Annotated in this window: 22 protein-coding genes; 11 read left to right on the top strand and 11 right to left on the bottom strand. The window is 32.8% G+C overall.

Going from position 1 to position 20,237, the window contains the following annotated elements; genetic code table 11:
* Positions 1–22 precede the first annotated feature (22 nt).
* Complete coding sequence (locus CIGNP103_RS03030) at positions 23–739, bottom strand: class I SAM-dependent methyltransferase (protein WP_086241477.1); 717 nt, start codon at positions 737–739, stop codon at positions 23–25.
* Positions 740–840: 101 nt separating this feature from the next.
* Between CIGNP103_RS03030 and CIGNP103_RS03025 the strand changes: the two genes are divergently transcribed.
* The 3 genes from CIGNP103_RS03025 to CIGNP103_RS03015 are packed head-to-tail and all read left to right on the top strand — an operon-like array spanning position 841 to position 3,256.
* Entirely contained in the window at positions 841–1,701 is an 861-nt protein-coding gene (locus tag CIGNP103_RS03025; protein WP_086241478.1) for a metal ABC transporter solute-binding protein, Zn/Mn family, read from the top strand.
* Positions 1,698–2,459, top strand: a complete 762-nt coding sequence (locus tag CIGNP103_RS03020; protein ID WP_086241479.1) for a metal ABC transporter ATP-binding protein — start codon at positions 1,698–1,700, stop codon at positions 2,457–2,459. Before CIGNP103_RS03025 ends, CIGNP103_RS03020 begins: the two co-directional genes overlap by 4 nt.
* Before the next feature lie 26 nt (positions 2,460–2,485).
* Positions 2,486–3,256, top strand: coding sequence for a metal ABC transporter permease (locus tag CIGNP103_RS03015; RefSeq protein WP_086241520.1), 771 nt, complete (start codon positions 2,486–2,488; stop codon positions 3,254–3,256).
* Here CIGNP103_RS03015 and pseB read toward each other — a convergent pair whose 3' ends face one another.
* Entirely contained in the window at positions 3,257–4,252 is a 996-nt protein-coding gene (pseB, locus tag CIGNP103_RS03010) for a UDP-N-acetylglucosamine 4,6-dehydratase (inverting) (RefSeq protein ID WP_086241480.1), read from the bottom strand. It lies immediately after the preceding gene.
* Between the two features lie 15 nt (positions 4,253–4,267).
* Positions 4,268–4,699 carry a copper chaperone PCu(A)C gene (locus CIGNP103_RS03005; RefSeq protein ID WP_086225323.1) on the bottom strand — a complete coding sequence of 144 codons (432 nt, stop codon included), beginning with the start codon at positions 4,697–4,699 and terminating at the stop codon, positions 4,268–4,270.
* Positions 4,700–4,819: 120 nt separating this feature from the next.
* Between CIGNP103_RS03005 and CIGNP103_RS03000 the strand changes: the two genes are divergently transcribed.
* Genes CIGNP103_RS03000 through CIGNP103_RS02990 form a run of 3 tightly spaced genes read left to right on the top strand, consistent with a single transcriptional unit; the run spans position 4,820 to position 7,028 of the window.
* Positions 4,820–5,785, top strand: a complete 966-nt coding sequence (locus CIGNP103_RS03000; protein WP_086241481.1) for a L,D-transpeptidase family protein — start codon at positions 4,820–4,822, stop codon at positions 5,783–5,785.
* Between the two features lie 3 nt (positions 5,786–5,788).
* Entirely contained in the window at positions 5,789–6,031 is a 243-nt protein-coding gene (gene cmeU, locus CIGNP103_RS02995; RefSeq protein ID WP_086225325.1) for a CmeU family protein, read from the top strand.
* Positions 6,024–7,028, top strand: a complete 1,005-nt coding sequence (locus tag CIGNP103_RS02990) for an alanine racemase (protein WP_086225326.1) — start codon at positions 6,024–6,026, stop codon at positions 7,026–7,028. The genes cmeU and CIGNP103_RS02990 overlap by 8 nt, the downstream gene beginning before the upstream one ends.
* Positions 7,029–7,275: 247 nt before the next feature.
* On the opposite strand, the gene gdhA is transcribed toward CIGNP103_RS02990, so the two are convergent.
* Positions 7,276–8,640: an NADP-specific glutamate dehydrogenase gene (gdhA, locus tag CIGNP103_RS02985; protein WP_086225327.1), complete on the bottom strand. Its 1,365-nt coding sequence runs from the start codon at positions 8,638–8,640 to the stop codon at positions 7,276–7,278.
* A gap of 118 nt (positions 8,641–8,758) precedes the next feature.
* Positions 8,759–9,433, bottom strand: coding sequence for an MqnA/MqnD/SBP family protein (locus tag CIGNP103_RS02980; protein WP_086229403.1), 675 nt, complete (start codon positions 9,431–9,433; stop codon positions 8,759–8,761).
* A gap of 388 nt (positions 9,434–9,821) precedes the next feature.
* Here CIGNP103_RS02980 and CIGNP103_RS02975 point away from each other — a divergent pair, with 388 nt between their 5' ends.
* The gene (locus tag CIGNP103_RS02975; protein ID WP_086268561.1) at positions 9,822–11,591 is read left to right on the top strand and encodes a hypothetical protein; all 1,770 of its coding nucleotides are present in this window, start codon (positions 9,822–9,824) and stop codon (positions 11,589–11,591) included.
* A gap of 68 nt (positions 11,592–11,659) precedes the next feature.
* On the top strand, positions 11,660–12,100 hold the full coding sequence (locus tag CIGNP103_RS02970) for a DUF411 domain-containing protein (RefSeq protein WP_086268560.1): 441 nt from the start codon (positions 11,660–11,662) through the stop codon (positions 12,098–12,100).
* A 130-nt stretch (positions 12,101–12,230) separates the two neighbouring features.
* On the opposite strand, the gene CIGNP103_RS02965 is transcribed toward CIGNP103_RS02970, so the two are convergent.
* Together CIGNP103_RS02965 and gltX are read right to left on the bottom strand one after the other, a co-directional pair.
* Positions 12,231–13,478: a malic enzyme-like NAD(P)-binding protein gene (locus CIGNP103_RS02965; RefSeq protein WP_086268559.1), complete on the bottom strand. Its 1,248-nt coding sequence runs from the start codon at positions 13,476–13,478 to the stop codon at positions 12,231–12,233.
* 190 nt (positions 13,479–13,668) lie between these two features.
* On the bottom strand, positions 13,669–15,048 hold the full coding sequence (gene gltX / locus CIGNP103_RS02960; RefSeq protein WP_086252238.1) for a glutamate--tRNA ligase: 1,380 nt from the start codon (positions 15,046–15,048) through the stop codon (positions 13,669–13,671).
* 71 nt (positions 15,049–15,119) lie between these two features.
* Here gltX and CIGNP103_RS02955 point away from each other — a divergent pair, with 71 nt between their 5' ends.
* The gene (locus CIGNP103_RS02955; protein ID WP_180381789.1) at positions 15,120–15,947 is read left to right on the top strand and encodes a peptidylprolyl isomerase; all 828 of its coding nucleotides are present in this window, start codon (positions 15,120–15,122) and stop codon (positions 15,945–15,947) included.
* Between the two features lies 1 nt (position 15,948).
* On the opposite strand, the gene CIGNP103_RS02950 is transcribed toward CIGNP103_RS02955, so the two are convergent.
* The 4 genes from CIGNP103_RS02950 to CIGNP103_RS02935 form a co-directional block, all read right to left on the bottom strand.
* Entirely contained in the window at positions 15,949–17,259 is a 1,311-nt protein-coding gene (locus CIGNP103_RS02950) for a coproporphyrinogen III oxidase family protein (protein ID WP_086268558.1), read from the bottom strand.
* 74 nt (positions 17,260–17,333) lie between these two features.
* Positions 17,334–17,999 (bottom strand): disulfide isomerase, encoded by a 666-nt coding sequence (locus tag CIGNP103_RS02945; protein ID WP_086241486.1) that lies wholly within the window; start codon positions 17,997–17,999, stop codon positions 17,334–17,336.
* 10 nt (positions 18,000–18,009) lie between these two features.
* The gene (locus CIGNP103_RS02940) at positions 18,010–18,507 is read right to left on the bottom strand and encodes a YajQ family cyclic di-GMP-binding protein (protein ID WP_086229409.1); all 498 of its coding nucleotides are present in this window, start codon (positions 18,505–18,507) and stop codon (positions 18,010–18,012) included.
* 2 nt (positions 18,508–18,509) lie between these two features.
* On the bottom strand, positions 18,510–19,442 hold the full coding sequence (locus CIGNP103_RS02935; RefSeq protein WP_086225335.1) for a D-2-hydroxyacid dehydrogenase: 933 nt from the start codon (positions 19,440–19,442) through the stop codon (positions 18,510–18,512).
* Between the two features lie 128 nt (positions 19,443–19,570).
* On the opposite strand from CIGNP103_RS02935, the gene CIGNP103_RS02930 reads away from it, so the two are divergent.
* Positions 19,571–19,924, top strand: a complete 354-nt coding sequence (locus tag CIGNP103_RS02930) for a hypothetical protein (RefSeq protein ID WP_086225336.1) — start codon at positions 19,571–19,573, stop codon at positions 19,922–19,924.
* Between the two features lies 1 nt (position 19,925).
* Positions 19,926–20,237, top strand: coding sequence for a hypothetical protein (locus CIGNP103_RS02925; protein WP_086225337.1), 312 nt, complete (start codon positions 19,926–19,928; stop codon positions 20,235–20,237).

Here is a 20,237-nt window from a genome sequence, read left to right as displayed (position 1 = left end):
TTAGTTTTTAAAATATTTGCTTTCAAAATATCATAACTTTCACGCAAGTGGCGATGCTCTCACTGATCTCATCGCCTTTTGCTAGGTTTATTATCTTGTTTTTTATCTCATCTTTTGTGTAGTTTTGGCCGCTAATCTCTAAATGCCAGGCCAAATTCTCCACCATCTCATCTAAACTTCTTGTGGCAATTCTATTCTCATTTATAATTTTGGATTTGAATTTGATATTTTTGGTTTTTAGAAACTCTTCAAGCCTAGCTATAGGTGCTGACATATCGGGTCTATTAGAATTACTTTTAAAAAGCTCTAATAAATTTGATTTTCTAGGTTTGAGCCAATTCATATATATATGCGTATTAGCAAGGTTATAAAATATCTCAAAATCATCATCGCTCCTAAGTGCGGGCGACATAGTCAAAAATGCTATATCAAATTTACGATTTTTGATATCGTGTATTTGGTTATTTGTGGTTTGTATGTTGGTTATATTGTGTTCTTTGGCGCTTAAGCTTAAAATCTCAAGCATAGAATCACTGATATCTAAGGCTAAAACGCTCTTGCTCATTTTGGCTAAATGTAAGCTATATACACCAGTTCCAGCACCTATATCAATTACGCTTTTATCAGCAAAGCTAACTCCGCACTCATCTAAAAAAGCGAAAAATTCCGCCTCAAATGGACGCATAATGGGGCTAAATTTAGGATATGTTTTGGACTTTTTATTCCAAATTTCACGCATATAACTACCTTAGGATTGTTTGCTAAATTTTATCAATTTTTGCTTTAAATAAATTTAAGTCAAATCAGATATAATTTTACACTTAATTTTATGGAGAAAATATGGTTAGATTTAGCTTGATTTTGGCATTTTTGGTTGGAGTGATTTGGGCTAAGCCGGTAGTGAGTGCAAGTATTTTGCCAACGGCGTTTTTTGTTGAGCAAATTGGTGCTAGTAGTGTTGAGATTAATACGATTGTTCAAGAATTTGCCGATCCGCACTCGTTTGAGCCTCGAGCTAGCGATATGAAAAAGCTTGAAAATAGTGATCTTTTCTTTGCAGTTGGAATAGAATATGAGGATGTTTGGTTGCCTAAATTTAGCAAGACATTTCCAAATTTAAAAGTTATAAAAACTCAAGGCAAAACACCAAAATATGATAAAATCACTCATGATGATCACCACGAACATGGCGATCATAAACATGAAGAACATGAGCATGAATTTGATACTCACATATGGCTAGATCCTATAATGGTAAAAGAGCAAGCCAAGATAATAGCCCAAGCATTAAGCGATGAGTATCCGCAAAATTCTCAAATTTATAGCCAAAATTTGGATAAATTTAATCAAGAAATTGATAAATTAGATAGTTATATAAAAGATAGTTTAAAAGATTTAAAAAATAGAAAATTTATGGTTTTTCATCCATCTTGGGGATATTTTGCTAAGCGTTATAATCTAACTCAAATCGCTATAGAATCAGGTGGCAAAGAGCCAAAGCCTGCTGCCCTTGCAAAGCTTATTAAAATGGCAAAGAGTGAAAATATCAAGGTGATTTTCATCTCGCCTGAGTTTAGTCAAAAATCAGCTAAATTAATCGCAGAACAAACTGGCGCAAAGTTAATAGAAATCAATCATTTATCAAAAAATTGGCTTGAAAATATGTATACAATTGCTGATATTTTTAAAAGTTCGCTATGAATATTGAGATTACAAATTTAAGCTTTGGCTATGATGATGGTAATATTTTTAAAAATTTAAATTTTAGCTACCATAGTAGAGATTTTTTAGCAATTATTGGACCAAATGGCGGAGGCAAAAGTACACTTTTAAAGCTAATGCTTGGAATATTAGAGCCACAATCTGGTAAAATTAGTATAGATTCTAAGCCGCCAAAATTAGCAAAAGAACTAATTGGCTATGTTCCGCAGTATATTCCAGTTAATAAAACCTTTCCAATGAGTGTTTTAGAGGTTGTACTGATGGGAAGACTGCGTAGCGGGCTATTTAAGTTCTACTCAAAAGCAGATAAAAATATGGCTATGCAAGCTCTTAAGATGGTAGGTATGCAAGATTTTAGCACCAGGGGAATTGGCGCACTTAGTGGCGGTCAAAGACAAAGGGTTTATATTGCTAGGGCATTAGTAAGCGGGGCTAGGATCTTAATGCTAGATGAGCCAACAGCAAGTATTGATACGCAAGGTCAAGCTCAAATTTATTCTGTATTAAAAGAGATAAACCAATCAAATGTAGGAGTAATTGCCATAAGTCATGATATAAATATGGCTATGAATTTTGCTACTAAAGTCGCCTATGTAAATAATGGTAGCGTAGTGCTTCATGATATTTCAAATTTGGATAATAGAGAGTTTATAAATCATCTTAGTAAGGATCATACACATTTTTGCGATGTTGAACTAGCGCTTAATAGTTGTGGTTGTGCTTCACATAAGGAGTAGTAGTGGAGATTTTAAACTTTAGCTTTATGCAAAATGCTTTAATTGCTGGGATTTTAGTTAGTATAGCGTGCGGTGTGATTGGTTCACTTATTGTGATAAATAAGATGACTTTTATCGCTGGTGGTGTTGCACATGGGGCGTATGGCGGGATTGGAATAGCCTTTTTTTTAGGCGCATCTCCACTTCTTGGAGCGGCTGGGTTTGCAGTAGCAATTGGGCTACTTATCGCATTTATTAGTGGACAAAATCGTGATCGAATAGATAGCGTAATTGGTGCTATCTGGGCGTTTGGAATGGCTGTTGGGATTATTTTTGTTGATCTTAGCCCTGGATATAATGCTGATTTGATGAGCTATCTATTTGGTTCTATTTTGGCTGTAAGCACAGAAGATTTGATATTTATGGGTATTTTGGATGCTATTTTTATAGCTTTTGCTTTGCTTTTTTACACTCAAATTTGTGCTTTTTGCTTTGATAGTGAGTTTGCTAAGCTTCGAGGTGTAAATGTTAGCTTTTTATATTATTTAATGAGCGCTCTTATTGCTCTTTGTGTGGTTAGCACTATTAGAGTTGTAGGGCTTATTTTAGTAATTGCTTTGCTTAGTATTCCACCATATATTGCTGAGAAATTTAGTCCAAATTTGGCCATAATGATGGTTTTATCTGCGATTTTATCAGCTATATTTATATTTTGTGGGTTGATACTTAGCTACTATTTGGATCTAACAAGCGGAGCAGCAATTATCGCAGTAGCTACTGTGGTATTTTTTGTAGTGGAGTTTTGTAAAAGAGGGTGATTAAATCCTCTTTATCATTGTCTCTAACCAAGCTTTATCGAGCCACTGAGTATTATTATCTGAACGGTATTCAAAATTGCTACTTACGGCACGACCTTTTTCTCCAAGCCTATTAATAGCAAAATTAGCCTCTTTATCATAAAATTTAATAGATGGCCCAATTACATAATGATCATCAAATTCCAAGCTGTGCATAGTATCATCAGCACTTATCATTATTTCATGAAGTTTCTCACCTGGACGAATTCCAATGATTTTAATAGGTAAATTTGGCGCTAGAGTTGCAGCTAAATCAATAATTTTCATAGATGGAATCTTAGGGATAAATAGCTCACCACCTTGCATTCTAGCAAAGTTTTTAAGAACAAATTTAACCCCATCTTCAAGTGTAATCCAAAATCTAGTCATTCTCTCATCTGTGATTGGTAGTTCTTTTGCGCCATTTGCGATTAGGCGCTTAAATAGCGGTACCACCGAACCTCTTGAGCCTACAACATTACCATATCTGACGACACTAAATCTAGTTGGGCTTGTGCCTGCGATATTATTGGCTGCTATAAAGAGTTTATCACTTGCAAGTTTAGTAGCACCGTATAAATTTACAGGATTGCACGCTTTATCAGTACTTAGAGCAATTACCTTTTCTACTCTATTTTTTAAACTAGCATTAATTACATTTTGAGCGCCATGAATATTGGTTTTAATACACTCCATTGGATTATATTCTGCGATTGGTACATGCTTCATAGCAGCAGCATGGATGACAAAATCTACACCATTCATAGCAGTGTTTAGTCTATTTTCATCACGCACGTCACCGATAAAATATCGCATTGATGAGCTTGAAAACTCCTGTGCCATTTCATATTGTTTTAATTCATCTCGTGAGTAGATTATTATTTTGTTTGGTTTATAATTTTCTAGCAATATTTTGGTATATTTTTTACCAAAACTACCAGTTCCACCAGTTATCAAAATATTTTTATTGTTAAACACTGCTATCTCCTAATATTAATGCATCTTAGCTGGAATTACTTTTTTAACCGGAATTTGGTTTAGTTCATAAGTTTTGCCATTGCTAAAGGTTAAATTTAAATCTATATTGCTATTTTCATTGATTTGATTTTGAATACCTAAAAACATTATATGAAGTCCACCTGGTTTTAGTTCAACTGATGAATTAGCTGGGATTTTGATACTTGGAATTTGTATCATTTTTTTCATACCATTTTCTTCTATGTGAGTGTGAAGTTCAGTTACTTTACTTATATTACTATTAGCTGAAATTAATTCAACATCGCTATTGCTTGTATTTTGAATTTTCATAAATGCAGCGCTGTTTTTAGCATTTGGTGGAGTTGCTTTGGCATATGGGTCAACTAATAAAACTTCAGCTTGTAAAGTAAGCATAGTTATAGCTGCTAAAGAGAAATATTTGAACATTACAATATCCTTATATAAAAATTTAAATAGGCCAAATTATACAGGAATTTAAATTAATTTTCAACCGATTTTGATATAATTTTGGAATTTAAAAATTTATAAAATTCAAGGAAAAACAGAGTGAAAACGCTTATTTTGCTACTAATTTCAGCTTGTATGATTGCTGGTGAATTAGAAGACTTATACCTTCAAGGTGGTATCACAGCAGTGCAAAAAAAGATAGAAAAAAATCTTCAAAATCCAGAATACTGGAATAATAATTTAAAAGATATGAACTTGACATACGGCTACTATAGTAATAGCGATAGACTTATTATTGCAGTGGATAAAACTGCAAAGCAAATTTCAATAAATAGATATGAAAATGGTAATATTAAGGTGCTAAAAAGCAATGAGATAATCACTGGATTAATGGGCGAAAAACTAGCCGAGGGTGATCTAAAAACACCTGTAGGCGCATATGAGATTACTCGCAGATTTACCCCGCCAACAACATATTATGGGCCAGTTGCCTTTAGTCTTTCATATCCAAATTTATACGATAAGATGCGTAGTAGAACCGGTAGCGGGATTTGGATTCACGGCTATCCGATGGAGGGCGATGTAAGAGAAAATGAAGTAGAAACTAGAGGTTGTGTGGCGATGAAAAATGATCTGTTAATAGCCTTTGAAGATGTCGTAAAAAATAATAAATCCATTGTAATAATTAGTGAAAAAGGCTATCCGCAAGCTTTAACTTCAGATATTGCAGTGATTTTTGCTGGACTTTTTGCGTGGAAAAATGCTTGGACGATAAGCGATTTGGATAGATATTTAAGCTTTTATAGTAGTGATTTTCGCCGTTTTGATGGAATGAAATTAAGCGAATTCTCGGCGATGAAAAAAAGAGTATTTAGTAAGAATGAAAGCAAGATAATTGAATTTAAAAACTTTACAATCGTACCATATCCTAGTACTGATAGTAAAAATATTTATCGTGTGAGCTTTGATGAGAGATATAGAGCTGATACATATAATTTTGATGGGCAAAAGGTGCTATATGTGGCTGTAGAAAATAATAAGATGAAAATATTAATAGAGGAGTAAAAAATGAGCGATGATAAAGAGTTAGTTAAAAAGCAAATAGAAGAGTTTTTAGCTGCAAGGGGTAGATTTTTTGAAGTTTTGGATGCGAGTGTGCCTAAAAAGGGCAATAGCACGGCTTTTGACTTTGATGCTTGTAATGAACCAAGTCTAAAAGCACTATATAAAGAGTTTTACGCATATGATTATGCAGTAAGAAAGATGTTGCCACATATTTATAAAAAATTTGATTTGAGCTTTAATGTCTGAGATCTTACTCTCTAAGAGTGCTTATGAGCATAATCTTACTCAAATTGCTAAAAAAGTAGGCTCTAAAAAACGAATAATTTCTGTATTAAAAGATAATGCTTATGGGCATGGGGCGCTTTTAATGGGGAAAATTGCAAAAGAGTTTGGTATAGAGATAACCTGCGTAAAAAGCGAGATAGAAGCTAGAGAACTAGCTGGATTATTTAAGAGTATTATAGTGCTTTCTCATCTGCCAACTGGAAATGAAAGTAGTGAGTTTATTTATGCTATTAATGATATTAGGGCTTTAGAGATTATTAGGCCTGGTACTCAAATTCATCTTGCTATTGATACTTTAATGCATAGAAATGGTATAGATGTAAGTCAGATTAAAAGCGCTATAGAGATTATTAAAAGACGAAATTTAGATCTAAAAGGTGCTTTTACTCACTTTAGAGCCAGTGATGAGCATGGGGCAGATTACTTCGTGCAAAAAGATAATTTTGAGCTAGCTAAAATTATGATAAGAGAGCTATTTAATAAAGAGCTTATATTTCATTCTCATAACTCCGCAGCAATAGAAAGAGCTAGCGATGTAGGCGATGAGTATGTTCGTGCTGGTATGGCACAATTTGGATATTCTGGATTTGATGAGAGCTTAGGATTAAAAAAAGTTTTAAAGCTATATGCAAATCGTGTAAGCTCTAGAGTATTAAAAGCTGGTCAAAGCGTGGGCTATGGTGGCGTATTTACGGCTAAATATGATATGAATATTGCTACATATGACCTTGGCTATGGAGATGGGTTGCTTCGTTATAATGGTAAAGGCGAGTTATATTTAGCCAATGGCGAGCCAATTTTAGGCAAGATGTCTATGGATAGCTTTAGCTCTATAGATATGGGTGAGAGAATCTGCGTATTTGATAATGCTGATATTTGGGCGGAGTTTTTTGATACTATTAATTATGATATTTTAGTTAAGCTTAGCCCTACGATTGCTAGAAGAGTAGTGGAGTGATTGTTTAAATTTTTAGATTTAGACTATTTAATTTTTTTAGACTAAGCAAATTTAGATTAACCAAAATTTGGTTAATAAATTTTTAGATTATTAAATTCAAATCAATTTTTTTAGATTAAGTGATTTTTAGATTAATAAAAATTTTGTTATTTAAGTTTAGATTTTAGATGATTGAATTTCTTCGGTTATTTGATTTTTAATTTTAAACACCATAATGGCTCAGCCGACGCATTGTCGGCTAGAGTTGTTATACATATCCTTGATCGATCATCGCATCAGCGACTTTTCTAAATCCTGCGATATTTGCGCCTAGAACAAGGTTGCCCGGTACGCCAAATTCAACAGAAGTTTCATAACTAGCTTCAAAGATATTTGTCATAATGCGGTGAAGTTTGCTATCTACTTCATCGAAAGTCCATTTTTGCATACTTGCGTTTTGTGCCATTTCTAATCCACTAGTTGCCACGCCACCAGCATTTGCAGCCTTAGCAGGGCCAAATAAGAAATCTTTTTTGCTAAGCATAAAGTCAATAGCCTCAAGTGTGCTAGGCATATTTGCACCTTCACAAACTAATCTACAACCATTATTATAAAGAGTTTTGATATCTTCTAAATTTAGCTCATTTTGTGTAGCACTTGGGAATGCAGCATCACATGGAACGCTCCAAATTCCATTTGTACCAGCTTTATACTCGCTAACAGGAGTGAATTTCGCACTAGGTTTAGCCGCTGCATATTCGCTAAGGCCTTTTCTCTCAACCTCTTTAATGCGTTTTAATAGCTCTACATCGATACCTTCACTATCATAGATAAATCCAGTTGAATCACTAACTGTTATAGGAAGTGCGCCAAGTTGATATAGTTTTTGAGCTGTGTATATAGCCACATTGCCAGCACCGCTTATTGAGCATTTTTTGCCTTCTAGGCTGCTATTTTGTTTTTTAAGCATCTCTTGAGCGAAATATACTGAGCCATAACCAGTAGCTTCTACCCTTACCAAGCTACCACCCCAGTCTAGTCCTTTACCAGTCAAAGCACCATCAAAGCGATTTGTTAGTTTTTTATATTGACCAAACATATAGCCAATTTCACGACCACCAACGCCGATATCGCCAGCTGGGACATCTTTTACATCGCCGATTAATTTGTATAATTCATTCATGAAAGCTTGACAAAATCTCATAATCTCGCCATCGCTTTTGCCTTTAGGATCGAAATTTGCGCCGCCTTTACCGCCGCCCATATTAAGGCCTGTGAGTGAGTTTTTAAAGATTTGCTCAAAGCCTAAAAATTTGATGATATCAAGGCATACTGATGGGTGAAATCTCAAACCACCTTTATATGGTCCAAGAGCAGAGTTAAATTCTACACGATATCCGAAGTGTGAGCAAGGTTCGTTTTTGTCATTCATATAGGTTACTCTAAACATCGTAGTTCTTTCAGGCATTACAATACGATCTATGATTTTGTGATCTAGATACTTTTTCTCTTTTTCTAAAAGTGGTTCTAAAGTATGTAAAACCTCTGTAGCGGCTTGTAAAAATGTTGTTTGACCTGGACTTGACTTTTTGATATTTTCAAGTGTTTGGTTGATATACTCATGTACTGACATTGTAACTCCTATTGTGAAAATGTTTGTAGTTGGATTATATTTAATTTTTCTTAAATTTAATCTGAATATAGAAAAATTTGGGATAATTTTTGGTTATATTGTTACAAATTTACCCACTTTATGGGTAAAAATTATGCTTTTTTGCTAGAGAGATAAATTTTTTTAAAGCTCTTTTTTCTTTGGTATTCACACTATAACTAATGTGCTCTAGATACCATAAAATCAGGCTTGGTGATATATTTCTACTTTTTGAATATTCATTGAGTATGTATTTTGGTATCTTTATTTTTTGCTTTAAGAATTGATTAATAATTTTTTTATACAAATTTTGATTTTTATTACAGCAAAATAGTCCAAAAACAAAAGGTAACCCCGTTTTTTGATACCAAATTTCACCCATATCATAAAATTTATCCCCGCCATCTTTTATATATTGTCTTAATGCTTCATCTCCTATTATTATCTCTCCATTAAGCGACAAAATTTTACCAAGCATATTTGAACTTTTAGATGCGGGGTCTAGTTTTTTGGGGCTATTTTTACGCACTAAGACAGATTTTACCGCACCTTTGGCGCATATTCCTAAATTTAGTTTTGTGTATTTTGGATTTCTGCTCTCTATGCTTGAGATAATGGCGGCATCGATTCGCCTTTTGCTTAGATCTTCGCATAATTTTGCTGGGGTGCCTTTTTTGAATTCAATAGATTTTTTAGTTTGATTGCTTAGTGGGTAGCGCTTTAAAAATACATGAAATGGAAGCAAATTTAGATAATCAATCTTGCCAAATAGCATATTTAAACCCTTTATTAGTGTGTTATCTTCAGCGTCTTTAAGGGCTGAGATTTGTAGCCTTTATGGCTTAAAATTTGGATTAAATATATGGATTATACCCCAAATTTGCTTAATTTTTGAGTGTTAGCGTAGGGAATTATATCTAAAATAAATCAAAATATATTAAGCTATTTTTCTTATTGCCGATTTATGGATTATATTTCAAATAAAAAGAGATTTTATGAAAAAGTTTGCTTTAGCAACTATTTTTTTAGTTTCTGCTCTTTTTTCAGCAGATAATTTTATCTTTTATTTTAATAATGACAAACTTATAGTTGCCGATATTAAGGCATATTAATTAACTTTGGGCGATTAATTCGCCTAAAGCTCAACGCAAGAAAGGTTTAAAATGAATATTAGCTTGCTATCATCAAATACATTTCAAATTCAAATTAATCAAAAATTGCCAAAAATAGAGCTAAATTTCGCTCAAACAGAGCAAATAAAACAAGATGAAAACACTGATAGATTTGGTAGAAAAATAGAGTATTATGATTATTATGCAGGATCTTACGGAGACATAAATATAGTCCAAAAATATGGAACAACAACACAAACCAAAGAAGAAGCATTAGATGAATTTATCGCTAGACAAACAAAGAGTATTTTAGGTGGTACTTTTTATAATTCAACATTTGGTGCGTCAGATATAAGAGGTATATCAGAAGTAAGAGAACATACTATTACCATAGAGGATTTTGAGTATCCAACATTTGATAGTGGATATTTTTTTCATAATAATTATTATCAATATGGCAAAATCCCGCAAGAGTACTACCTAAATTCCTACGCAAACTCAAATTTAATTGATACTAAATTTGGTAAAGCGGAGTTATTTTTGGATTTAGCTGGGGATAATGATAGATTAGGAGTTGGAAGCTTTAGCTCAAATTCGCAGCTTTTTAGATTTGATAGTGATGGAAATGGATTTGTAGATAAAAATGACACCTACTTTGATAAATTAAAAATAAGAGCTTATGATAAAGATGGAAATGAGATTATCAAAAAACTTAGCGAAGTAGTTGATAGTATAAATTTAAAAGATTTCATAGATAGCAAGAGCAATGCCTTGAAAAAACTTGAAGCTCAAAAAGATAATTATGGAACAATAGAAGCTTATGAAAACTCATTACAATCGCTAAAAGATTACAATCCATACTCTATTTTTAAGCCTGAAGTAAGATATGAAAGTATGAATGAGAATGATATAAAAGAGCTCTCAAAACTAGCCGATGAAGATGGTTGGATAGATATAAATTCAAATTTGGGAGCTTTTAATGGATTGCTTGGGATTGCTTATGCTAAGCAAGGAGTTGATGGGAGTTATAGATTAGAAGAGTTATCGAGTTATCCGCATACTACAAATTTTGGCTTTAATAATGTATTTGATACAACAACCAAAGAATACTATTGGCGAGATAGCGATAAAAACTCTTATCAAAATCAACAATACACGAGATTTATGAATTTATATAATGATTATATGAGCGAGCTTAAAAATAGAGATGATTATATAAATGAATTTGATGATGAAGCAAAGGCAAAGTATCAAAATGTAAAATCTAGCGTTATGCTATCTATAGAGCGTGAATTTAGCTCTGCGACCGGACTTAACTTCACCTTAGAAAATCTACAAAAAGTTAAAGATAGCTTTGAAAAAGATAGAGCAAATACCGCAAATATGCTTAAAGACACAGACGCATTAACAGCTATAAGAATTAATAAAAATGGCACATTTACCCTTAAATTTAACAGCGGAAGGGAGATAATCGTAAATGAGCTTTATAAAGATAGCGGTAAGGCTTTTGATGTAGAGCTAAATTTAAATGCTAAATTCGCCACTCAAATAGAGCTAAATCAAGATATAGATTTGGTGGTGAGCGCAGCTAAAATCCAAGATAAAATCACAGGGCAAATCGAGATAAAATCCCTAAAAGATCTAGGCGTGGAGATAATCAAAAAGTTATCAAATAACAAATTCGCACTCCAAACAAAAGATGGTAAAACCATAATCATAGATCAAATTTATACTAGATTTATGTCAAATAATCAAAATGATATAAATTTAATAGATGATAAGGATAAATTTTACCCAAAACCGCTTAGAATTTGGGTTTAAAATAGCTTTAGTATCTGTTTATTATAAAAAAGTATTATTACAAAGATAAAAAATCTAAAAGGAAAAAGATGAAAAAGTATATTTTTGCTTTTGCTTTGGCGCTACCTTTATTTGCTCAAGAGAGATTAATCCATGTTTATAAGTTGCCATCATGTGGTTGTTGTGGGCTTTGGGAAAGTTATATGGAGAAAAATGGCTATAAAATCAGCTCTCATGTTAGTGATGATTTTATAAAAATTAAAGAAAAATTAAATATCAAAGATGAGTATCAAAGCTGTCACACAGGGGTTATTGATGGTTACGCTATTGAAGGGCATGTGCCTAGTAGCGCTGTGGATTGGTTATTAGAAAATAAGCCTAATGGCGTGATAGGAATTTCGGCCCCTGGTATGCCTATGGGAAGCCCTGGAATGGAGCAAGGAATAGAGGAGAAATATCCTGTAATTTTGATGAAAAAGGATGGCTCAAGCGAGATTTTTGGATATTATAAGGGGGATAAAAAGATTTAATTTGTTATGAAATTTAAATTTAGTATTAAATAAATTTGAATTAAGAAAAAATTTATATAAAATATTAATGAAATTTGATTTTGATAGTGATAACTGCATGAGTATAAGCAGTTATCACTAAATTTATAAGTTAAAATAAATTTTTTAGCCTTTGTACATAAGCACTCTCATCAAACTCTTTTACCAGTGCCACTCCATCTTCTACAGCAGCTTTTGCCACGGCTGGCGCAACTGTAAATAAAACTCTAGGGTCAAATGGTTTTGGGATTATATAATCTTTACCAAATTTAATCTCATCTACGCCATAAGCTTTGCAAACCTCGCTAGGAACGCTCTCTTTAGCTAATTTTGCTAGAGCTTGTGCGGCGGCAATTTTCATATTTTCAGTGATTTTTGTCGCTCTTACATCGAGCGCACCACGAAATATAAATGGAAATCCTAAGACATTATTTACCTGATTTGGATAGTCGCTTCTGCCTGTACCGATGATGATATCATCTCTAATCTCATGAGCGATCTCTGGTCTGATCTCTGGCTCTGGATTGGCTAGAGCGAAGATTATAGGATTATTTGCCATGCTTTTTACCATATCAGGCGTTAGAAGTTTAGCTTTAGAAAGGCCTAAAAACATATCAGCACCTCTTAAAGCATCGCCCAAAGTTCTATCATCTGTATCTATGGCAAATTCCATTTTTTGCTCGGTCAAATCATCTCTTTTTGAGTGGATAACGCCCTTGCTATCGCACATAATTATATTTTTAACCCCGACACTTTGATACATTTTCGCACATGCTATTCCGGCTGCTCCGCTACCGCTTACTACAACTTTAATTTTGCTAATATCCTTACCATTTATCTCTAAAGCATTTAATAATCCCGCTGTTGTGATGATAGCTGTGCCGTGCTGATCATCGTGCATTACAGGGATATTTACGCTTTCTTGAAGTTTTTTCTCTATATAAAAGCATTTTGGTGCGGCGATATCTTCTAAGTTTATACCACCAAAAGTTGGGGCTAGAGCTTTACAAATTTCAACTATCTTATCTGGGTCTTTCTCATCAAGTTCGATATCAAAGGCATCTACATTGGCAAATTTTTTAAATAAAACAGATTTGCCCTCCATAACAGGTTTTCCAGCGATAGCGCCGATATCACCAAGGCCTAAAACCGCCGTGCTATCTGTGATTACGGCTACTAGATTGCCTTTGTTTGTGTATTTGTAGGCTAATTCGTTGTTTGCACTTATCTCCATACAAGGTTCAGCAACTCCTGGGCTATATGCTAAACTTAAATCTTCAGCACTCACACAAGGTTTTTTGACATTGATTTCTATCTTGCCATCTATGTGATAATCAAGAGCTTTTTGTTTTAAACTCATATTCTTTCCTTAAATTTAACTTTAAATTTTAAAATAATATAGAATTATAACTTAAATTTATTTCATTATAGGTAAATATTTAAATAATAGATAAAATTTATTATTTATGTGTTACTTTTTGTAAATTAAATGGTAAATTTAAGCTATACTTAATAAAATAAAAGCCAGAGCCTTAAGCTCTAGCTAAGTTTTATAAAGATTTTAGGAAGTTTTGGATTCTTGATTTTAACTCATCAAGACCGATAAATTCTATAACTTCAAAGATACTTGGGCTTACCGCACTACCTGTGATTGCTATTCTAATTGGTTGGGCTAGATCTTTTAGCTTTTTGCCTTTTTGAGTTAGAAATTCATTTGTCATCTCCTCAACTGCCTTAGCATCCATATTGGCATTACCAAGAGAGTTGGCAAATTCGCTTAAAAGTAGCTTATTATCATCATTTATAAATTTTTTCACAGCATTTTGGTCATAATTTGTTGGTTGATTGATGATAGCAAGAGCCGAAGCTTTTAGTTCTAAGAGAGTTTTTGAACGCTCTCTTAATAGATCTAGTAGCATTTGGCCTTTATTTATTGCCCTAAAATCTAATCCAAAATATAGCATATCATCAGCTAATCTTTCAAATGGTAAAGTTTTTATGTAGTGAGCATTTAGCCATTCTAGTTTTGATGGATTATATGTAGAGGCTGATTTGCTTAAATTATATGGATCAAATAGCTCTAACATTTGATGCATACTAAATATCTCATCATCTCCATGGCTCCAGCCAAGACGCACTAAGAAATTTAGCAATGCCTCAGGTAGATAGCCCATATTTTTATACTCCATTACATCTGTTGCGCCGTGTCTTTTGCTAAGTTTTGCTCCATCGCTTCCATTGATCATAGCTACATGAAAAAACTCTGGAATTTTAAATCCAAGTGCTTCATATAAGATAATTTGCTTTGGTGTGTTGCTTAGGTGATCATCGCCTCTAATGATATGTGTAACTCCCATCAATGCATCATCTATCACAACACAAAAATTATATGTAGGCGACCCATCACTTCTAGCGATAATAAAATCATCTAAGATATCCTCGCAGTTAAATTTAATATACCCTTTTACTCCATCGGTAAATTCAATTACTCCATCAAGTGGAGCTTTTATACGAATTACAGGCTCAATGCCTTGTGGTGGTGTGCCTGTAAAATCTCTATATCTGCCATCATATTTTGGTCTTTGCTTATTGGCTTCAGCCTCGGCTCTCATCTGCGCTAGCTCTTCTTGAGTAGTGTAGCATTTATAGGCTTTGCCATCTTTTAGTAGTTGATCAATATATTTTTTATAAATATCAAATCTTTTTGATTGATACTCTACTTCACCATCATAATCCAACCCACACCAATTAAAGGCTTCTCTAATAGCAATTGTAGCCTCTTGTGAGTTTCTTTTAAGATCGGTATCTTCTATTCGAAGTAGAAATTTACCGCCATTTTTGCGAGCATAAAGATAGCTATATAGTGCAGTTCTAAGCCCACCAATGTGTAAAAATCCAGTTGGAGATGGAGCAAATCTTGTAGTTAGCATTATAATTATCCTATTATTTATTTAAATTTGGATATAATTTTAGCTCAAATTTGCTTTAATAAAGGTTTTATATGATAAAAAATTTAATTTTTACAGCACTATTTTTGGCTATTTATGCCGATGCTAGATTTGTAGGTGGTTTAGTTGCGACTGTAGATAATGAACCTATTACGACTTATGAGCTAAACACTACGATGACCAAGATGAATCTAAACAAAGAGGCTGCACTAAATCTACTAATAAAAGATAAACTTGAGCTTGCTCAAATAAAAAAGCTAAATATAACTGCAAGTCAATTAGAAATAGAACAAAAGATCGCCCAGTTAGCTAGTGCAAATAAAATGAGCGTTGAAACATTTAAATCAGTTGTAAAATCTCGTGGTACAAGTGAAGCACAAATGCGTGAAAATATGGAAATATCGATTAAAAAAGAGAAGCTTTATGCTGGAATTTTAAATACTCCAAACCAAAATATCACTCCACAAAATGCTAAAAGATTTTATGAAAATAATCCTGGAATGTTTTTGCAATTTGATAAGGTTAGTCTAATTCGTTATACTTCAAATGATCCACAGGCCTTAAATTTGCAAGCTAAAGATTATAAAGCAAAAATAAACGGAGTGCAAAAAGAGAATTTAAGTCTAAGTTCATCTGAGATTGCTCCTGGGTTAGTTTATATCTTTAATACTACCCCAAATAGTGAATTTACACCGATTTTAGAAGGACCAATGGGGTTAGAAAGATTTTATATAGTAGCTAAAAGTGGCTCAGTTTTACCACCATTTGAAGTAGTAGAACAAGCTGTAGTAAATGCAATGGTAGAACAAGAAAGAGAGATTGCTATAATGGATTATTTTAATAAATTAAAGGTAAAAGCAAATATAAAATATATAAAATAATCTAAATTTGACTCTTTATTACATTTATTTTAGAGCTATTTTGAAGCTTTGCATCATCTTTGAAAATAGCTCTAACCTTATCCATACCGATATAAAATTCCTTCATCAAGCTAAGCCATAAATATCTACCAAATTGAGTTGATTCTATATGGTTGTTTTGAATTTTTATCGCACCAACAAGCCTTAAGAGATTGAGTTCTAAATTTAGAGTTTTATATAGATTTATATTGTTTGTTTGATTAAATTTATCAATATCTATAAATCCACTAAAAATTTCGGTCAAAAATAGATATTTTACCCGCTCTTTTGAACTAAATTTGCAATTTGCAATTACTGAACTTTGTTGATTTTGAATTTTTTCATTATATTTATTTAGATTAAATGCATTGATAAAAAGCTCCCCACCAAGAAAACTAAATCCACCACTTCCAATTCCTAAATACTCATGTTTTGAGCTTACATATTCATCATTTAGGCTAGATTTTTCTTTGGCGTATGACCAGGCGTTATTTTTATAATAATCTTTGAAATTCTCCTCTATAATAGAGTAAAACTCATACTCGTTATCTTTGTAACTATTGCCTAAAGTAGAAGCAATTTTATCTTTGGTTAAATTTGATTTCATCAATGGATAAAATGTAATTTGCTGCGCTTCAATACTTTTGGCTAGATTTATATCATTTAGTAGCATATCTTTGGTTTGATTTGGGAAGTTAAAGATTAGGTCTATACTTGTAACCGGTAAGATATTAATTGCATTTTTTAGTTTATTTACTAAATCAACACTTGAGCCAAATTTCTCATATCTGCCAACACGCTTTAAAATATCATCATTAAAGCTTTGCACACCAATACTTAGCCGACTAATTAATCCTTTAAAGCGTTTAAGATTTGCAGGTTCTATATGGCTTGGGTCGCTCTCGCATGATATCTCATCTATATTAAAAAGCTTTTTGGCTAGCTCTAAGGTTTTTATCAGCTCATCTTCATTTATAAGAGTTGTGCCACCGCCAACATACATTGAGTTAAATTTATATCCTAATGCATGGATTTGCTCCATTTCTTGGCGAAGATTTTTAAAATACTCTTTAGCAAGGTTTTCATCATAGGCATATTTATGAAATGAACAATATGGACAAAATGTATGACAAAATGGTATATGCGCATATAGCATATAATTTATATTTGGATCTGGAAGTTTGGTTTTACTATTTTGTAATATATCTAAATTTAGTTGAGTTTTTAAAGATCTATTTAACGAATATTTTGCATATTTGAGTGCTAAATTTTGGACTATGGAGAGAGGTTTCATCTGCTATAACTCTTTAAAATTGATTTAAATCGCAAATTATAGCAGATATTTTAAATTAAATATTAAATTTAACTTTATTTTAATTTTATAAGCTCAGATATTACTTCTACTAGTTCTTCTTGGCTATTTATGTGTTCAATATTGATAAGGTATTTACCATTTACTATAAATCCAGGAGTACCGCTAATTTTAGCTACCTCTAAAGCTTGGTTAGTTAATTTAGCATACTCTTTACCCTCATTTGAATCTGCGTAATCTAAGATAGATTGTATGCTAGCATTTTTCACCCCATTTGCTTTTAAAATGCTTACAGCTCTTTGGTAGAATTCTTCGCCGTTTTTATATGTTTTTTTATTTACAAAAGCATCTTCAAAAAAGCCTTTTAATACTTGATGAAAATTCGATTTTGCACTTAGACTATTTATTCCATTTTTCTCATCTATGCTCTTAGCATAGCCTAAAACCTCGCTCATCACAAAACCAAATTCGCCCATTTGACGCACTTGCCACTCATCATATTTAAGATCTGGCAGGATTTCAGATATAAACTTTAGTGTTCCAGCCCTAAAGTGATTATAGCAGTGAATACATCCATAGCTAAAGATCTCTATAACGCTATTTTGAGCATCTTTAAACTGCGCATGAGAAGGTAGTTTGATATACTCTTTGCCTTCAGTGATAGCATTTGCCCCCACTGCTAGTAAAAGTAAAAATGCTGTGATAAATTTTTTAAATTTCATTTTAACCTCTTTATTTTAGATTTTTAAAGCTTAGTGGTAGTTCTAAATTTAAACCTTTTACTAGCTTTATTGTATTTTGAAGCTCATCAATTGACTTGCTTACTACTCTTACTTCATCACCTCTAATTGATGCATTTACCTTGATTTTAGCCTCTTTTATCGCTTTTGTAATTTTTTTAGCATTATCGCTATCAAGGGTATCATTTAGTTTTAGTATGCATTTTGTATTACCGCCACTTGCGTTTTCTCTGCTTTTTTCGCTAAGTGCAACTGGTGGTATTTCTCGTTTGATTAATTTGCTTATTACTATATCTTTTAGCGCATCTATTTTAGAGTCGCTAGAGCTTAAAAGAGTAATGGTTTTATCTTTTTCATTTAGCTCAATTTCAGCCTTTAACCCTTTAAAATCAAACCTATTTGCAACCTCTTTTTTAGCTACTTCTAGAGCGTTTTTGACCTCCATCATATCGACACTTGCACTTATATCAAAGCTATGTTCATCAGCCATTTTTACCCCTTTATGAAATCTTCTATATTTTTAGCACTTAGCTCGATTAATTTTCTTCTAGCTTCTACACTTGCCCACGCAATATGTGGAGTAATCATTAATCTATCTTTATTTTTTACTTTTAATAAAGGATGATCGGCTCTAATTGGCTCTTTTTCAAGCACATCAGTAACAAAATAAATTTCACGCTCATCTATAATTTGGGCGATTTTTTCTTCATCTATTATACCGCCACGACCGCTATTTACAAGCATTGCGCCATCTTTTAGCTGGTTTAGGGCATTAGCATCAAATAGATTTTTTGTATTTTCATTTAATGGAGCGTGAATGCTTATTATATCGCACTGTAAAGCCTCTTTAAAGCTTACTCTTTTAAATTTGCTATTTGAGTTGTTTCCACTTGTTGAATAGTAGCAAACATCGCAACCAAAAGCTTGAGCGATTTTAGCTATTTCAAGACCGATTGTGCCAAGACCAACTACGCAAAATCTTTTACCGCTAAGTTCGAAAATTGGTCTATCTAAATTTACAAATATTGGACTTTTTGCCCAACCATCGCTATTTTTGCCATAGTTTTCATAGTAGCTTGTACTATTTCTAAGAGCTAAAATATTGGCAAAAGTTTGTTGAGCTACGCTATTTGTAGAGTAGCCAGCCACATTTTTAACTGGAATATTAGCCTCTTTTGCAGCTTCTAAATCGATATTATTTACCCCTGTTGCAGTTACGCAGATTAATTTTAAATTTGTTTGAGCAATAACATCTTTTGTAATTAATACTTTATTTGTTAATACTATATCTGCATTTTGAAGTCTTTGAACTGTTTGATTAGCCTCAGTCATATTATAGCTAACAAACTCACCAAATTTGCCAAATACAGCATCTAAATCTACATCATTACCTAATGTATCAGCATCTAAACATACTATTTTCATATTTTTCCTTTTATAAGTAATGGCTTTAATATTAACATTTTTTTATTAATTTTGAGCGTTAAATTTGCAAATATTTACAAATTTTGCCGATCTATTTGGTAGAATATATAAAAATAAAAGGTAAAATCATGGCAATAGGTCCAGTAGCAAGTATGGTATATGTAAATCAAAATGCTCCAGTTGCAGCATCAGTGCAAAGCGATTTTCAATCTAAGTTAGATATGCAAATGGCAATGAATGCTGCAGCGTCAACTGAAAAGAAAAAAGAGATCGAAGAAACTCGCCCAACTGAGGAGAGCTACAGAATTGATCCAGAAAATGAGCATGAAAAACAGACGCAAAAAGAGGATTTAAATGGGCAAAATCACAAGCCAAAGCACAATGATAAAGAAAGTGATGAATTTGAGCTTGATGAGAGTAGTGATGGCGAATTTGATGAAATGGATGGGATTGAGTTTAAAAGATTAGATATAGTGGTGTAATATGAGATATATATTTTTAGCGCTTTTTTGTATAGCATTACAAGCTGGAGATATTAGCAAAATAGACATTGTAGTAGCTAAGCGTGGAATGCTTGGGGCATATATTTATGGAGCTGGCACAAGTAATGTTATAGTAAGTTTTGATGGAGAGAGGATAGAGAGCTGTCGCATTGATGGAGTTAGCAGTTTACTAGATAGAGTAGTAAGGCAGTGGGCTTTGCAATGTAAGCTACCAAATAGGGCTGGAAAGGTTGAGATAAAATATTTTGATACATATAATAAACGTCAAACAGTAGCCAAATTCATCAACTAA

This window comes from Campylobacter sp. P0103 (assembly GCF_002139545.1).
Lineage (GTDB): Bacteria > Campylobacterota > Campylobacteria > Campylobacterales > Campylobacteraceae > Campylobacter > Campylobacter devanensis.
The sequence above is the reverse complement of the archived record's forward strand: the minus strand, read 5'-3'. Positions and strand labels throughout refer to the sequence as shown.

Bases quoted from the DNA above. Each gene is read 5' to 3' on its own strand.
- CIGNP103_RS03020 (WP_086241479.1), top strand. From the start codon at position 1,698: ATGAATATTGAGATTACAAATTTAAGCTTTGGCTATGATGATGGTAAT.
- CIGNP103_RS02955 (WP_180381789.1), top strand. From the start codon at position 15,120: ATGATAAAAAATTTAATTTTTACAGCACTATTTTTGGCTATTTATGCC.
- CIGNP103_RS02950 (WP_086268558.1), bottom strand. From the start codon at position 17,259: ATGAAACCTCTCTCCATAGTCCAAAATTTAGCACTCAAATATGCAAAA.
- gltX (WP_086252238.1), bottom strand. From the start codon at position 15,048: ATGCTAACTACAAGATTTGCTCCATCTCCAACTGGATTTTTACACATT.
- CIGNP103_RS02975 (WP_086268561.1), top strand. From the start codon at position 9,822: ATGAATATTAGCTTGCTATCATCAAATACATTTCAAATTCAAATTAAT.
- CIGNP103_RS02940 (WP_086229409.1), bottom strand. From the start codon at position 18,507: ATGGCTGATGAACATAGCTTTGATATAAGTGCAAGTGTCGATATGATG.
- CIGNP103_RS02990 (WP_086225326.1), top strand. From the start codon at position 6,024: ATGTCTGAGATCTTACTCTCTAAGAGTGCTTATGAGCATAATCTTACT.
- CIGNP103_RS03030 (WP_086241477.1), bottom strand. From the start codon at position 739: ATGCGTGAAATTTGGAATAAAAAGTCCAAAACATATCCTAAATTTAGC.
- CIGNP103_RS02980 (WP_086229403.1), bottom strand. From the start codon at position 9,433: ATGCTATTTGGCAAGATTGATTATCTAAATTTGCTTCCATTTCATGTA.
- CIGNP103_RS02970 (WP_086268560.1), top strand. From the start codon at position 11,660: ATGAAAAAGTATATTTTTGCTTTTGCTTTGGCGCTACCTTTATTTGCT.
- CIGNP103_RS02935 (WP_086225335.1), bottom strand. From the start codon at position 19,442: ATGAAAATAGTATGTTTAGATGCTGATACATTAGGTAATGATGTAGAT.
- CIGNP103_RS02930 (WP_086225336.1), top strand. From the start codon at position 19,571: ATGGCAATAGGTCCAGTAGCAAGTATGGTATATGTAAATCAAAATGCT.
- CIGNP103_RS03025 (WP_086241478.1), top strand. From the start codon at position 841: ATGGTTAGATTTAGCTTGATTTTGGCATTTTTGGTTGGAGTGATTTGG.
- CIGNP103_RS02925 (WP_086225337.1), top strand. From the start codon at position 19,926: ATGAGATATATATTTTTAGCGCTTTTTTGTATAGCATTACAAGCTGGA.
- CIGNP103_RS03015 (WP_086241520.1), top strand. From the start codon at position 2,486: ATGCAAAATGCTTTAATTGCTGGGATTTTAGTTAGTATAGCGTGCGGT.
- CIGNP103_RS02965 (WP_086268559.1), bottom strand. From the start codon at position 13,478: ATGAGTTTAAAACAAAAAGCTCTTGATTATCACATAGATGGCAAGATA.
- gdhA (WP_086225327.1), bottom strand. From the start codon at position 8,640: ATGTCAGTACATGAGTATATCAACCAAACACTTGAAAATATCAAAAAG.
- cmeU (WP_086225325.1), top strand. From the start codon at position 5,789: ATGAGCGATGATAAAGAGTTAGTTAAAAAGCAAATAGAAGAGTTTTTA.
- CIGNP103_RS02945 (WP_086241486.1), bottom strand. From the start codon at position 17,999: ATGAAATTTAAAAAATTTATCACAGCATTTTTACTTTTACTAGCAGTG.
- CIGNP103_RS03005 (WP_086225323.1), bottom strand. From the start codon at position 4,699: ATGTTCAAATATTTCTCTTTAGCAGCTATAACTATGCTTACTTTACAA.